Source organism: Carboxydocella sp. JDF658 (assembly GCF_002049395.1).
Taxonomy (GTDB): Bacteria; Bacillota.
On the sequence record NZ_BDLR01000143.1, the window covers coordinates 1 to 2,500 of the forward strand.

The following is a 2,500-nucleotide window of genomic DNA, read 5'->3' on the forward strand; positions in this document are numbered from 1 at the left end:
ATTTGTCAACACCTGCGTTATTAATAAGCTGAAAAATTTTTTCGTGAAAAATTGGCTGAAACAATTGAAAAAATGTGGATTTTGTGATATCCTTGCCTCGGATTTGGGTTTCTCCTTTATATTAGAGATTTGGGCAAGGACTACCCTTAATCTCTATTATAAAGGAGATTTTTATATTTCTCAGCTAAAAAACGCATAATTCTGCCTATTTTGTGTTAAATCGAATTAATTCCCAGCTTGACAAATTCTAAAAAATTTTATGCAACGCTACTGATAGAGGGGGTAATGTTCAAAATAAAACAGTATATTCTATGATTAGTTATTGTATTAGAATACTTGACAAGTATTCTGGTTCTGGTATACATAAAACTGATTGAATTAAAAAAAAGGGATAGATAAAGGTAATATTTTACATCACTTATCCTTTTCCTTTTTGTCCTGAGCTTAACTATTTTGAATAACTTTTTCCGTACAAAATAAAGTATAATTTGAGAAATTATAGAATAAGCATAATTAATTTTCAGAAAAATCTTATTACATTCCATTAAATCCCATATAGATTTTACGCGGAGTGGAGGGAAGAGAAAGGGAAAGGATTTTTAAAAACAATGGAAGATGATGAGAAAAGCGAGGATAAGGAAGGATTTTGTTAGAGTAATTTAGATTAGGAGGCGGAAAAATGTCTTATGGGTTACGAAAAATCCGAGTTTTTTATGAAAATGGAGACTTATCTTCTTATTTGCACGAAAGACAAGAGGCCGTAAGGAAGAGCATTTTTGAGGAATCAGAAAACTATTTATTGAATGTTAATGAAGTAGAATACATTGAATACAAAGTTAGTGAATACACAATAGAACCTCTTAGACTAAAATATGAACAAGCTTATGCAGAGCAAAAAGAAGAGCTTATTCCAGCAGAGTTATTTCCCAAGGATTTTATTGTATATGCGGGCAAATCTTATCCTAAAATGGTAATTTATTTTCATATACCAGTTGAAGGAGAGCTAAAACTTCTTACTTATACACCAAGTACCAGACTTTTATGGACGGAAGAAATGTTTATAGATAAATCAGAATTAATTTTTCGGAGAATTCAGTTTAGAGATAGCATTGAAGAAATTAATAGAGATTACGAATCAACTGTACAGAAATTAAAAACAATGGAGGCTCATATTAACGAAGAGGTAAATAGCTTTAATAATACATTACGGGCAAAAGTAGAAGAGATTTTCAGGAGTCGAAAACAGGAGTTATTGAAAAGGCGAAACTTACTTTCGAGTTTAGTTGTTCCAATCAAACATACTGAAAATGTTCCAGAAACTTTTGTTATTCCGCCTCCAGGAGTAAAGAAGAAAATTGCGGTAAAGCCTCAAGTTTTTGATAAAGGATTTGCTCCAGAGCCAGCACTTGATATGCAAACATATAGAGATATTCTTAAACTAATCCATGATATGGGTAAAGAGTTTGAAAGGAAGCCGTCCGTTTACTCAGGCAAAAGCGAGGAGCAATTGAGGGATCATTTTTTAATGCTTCTTGAGCCTCATTTTGAAGGTTCAGCAACGGGGGAGACTTTTAATAAGAGCGGGAAAACAGACATACTTCTGAGATATGAAGGTAGTAATGTCTTTATTGCGGAATGCAAATTCTGGAGAGGAAAAGTTGCTTATCACGAGGCGATAAATCAACTATTAAGCTATTTGACATGGAGAGATTCTAAGGCAGCGATAATTTTATTTGTAAGAAATAAAACTATATCTGATGTATTGAGAACAATTGAGGAGGAAACACCTAAACATAAGAACTATCTTGGTTTTGTTAATAAAGAAGATGAGAGTTGGTTTAATTACCGTTTTAATATAAATGGTGACAGAAATAGAGAAGTGAAATTAGCTGTATTGGCATACCATCTTCCATAGACTCAAGTAAATTTTTTTAATAACTAATTGGCTTTTTATAATCTCGGTATTGAAAAACTTCAAGCAATAAAATAGTTTTTGACAACAAATATATCCATTGCTTTTTAGAATTAAACCTTAATACTTACCACTTATTCCAAACGATGTATATTTCATTTAAATCTTTTCCGCATGCGAAAAAAGTGTTTCCGTTGAGGGGTGAAAAAGGGAAAAGGCTTAAGGGTCAAGTGGTAGTGAAAAAGATGAGGGATAAGTGGTGAAGCCTTAAGAGATGAGGGTTTTACGCCACTTATCCCTTTTTCCTTTTGCCCTTGACCCTGTCCATTCGGACAAACTTTTTTCGCACAAAATAGGTGTATGATTGGGAATTTTTAGCAGAAATATAGTTGCTTCACGGAAAAACTTTATTACCTACCATAAAATTCCATGTAGATTTTATGCGGGTTTGAGGGATTGGAAATGGAAAGGGTTTTTTTTAAATTAACACGAGCTCAGCCCTTTTTGTTGTATCTAACGAGTGATATTCTCGAGCTGGGGTTGGTGAGTACCTACCGTTAGCTGAACGTACGGACTGAGGTGCACGAA

General features: G+C 33.3%; 2 protein-coding genes. Both read left to right on the forward strand.

What is annotated here, in order from left to right; translation table 11 throughout:
• On the forward strand, nucleotides 1-199 hold a 199-nt coding region (locus JDF658_RS14690), incomplete at its 5' end, for a hypothetical protein (protein ID WP_207651247.1).
• Between the two features lie 480 nt (nucleotides 200-679).
• The gene (locus JDF658_RS12890) at nucleotides 680-1,915 is read left to right on the forward strand and encodes a hypothetical protein (RefSeq protein ID WP_079907936.1); all 1,236 of its coding nucleotides are present in this window, start codon (nucleotides 680-682) and stop codon (nucleotides 1,913-1,915) included.
• The last annotated feature ends 585 nt before the right edge of the window (nucleotides 1,916-2,500 follow it).

Excerpts from the sequence above, each read along its gene's own strand:
- JDF658_RS12890 (WP_079907936.1), top strand. The coding sequence starts at position 680 with ATGTCTTATGGGTTACGAAAAATCCGAGTTTTTTATGAAAATGGAGAC.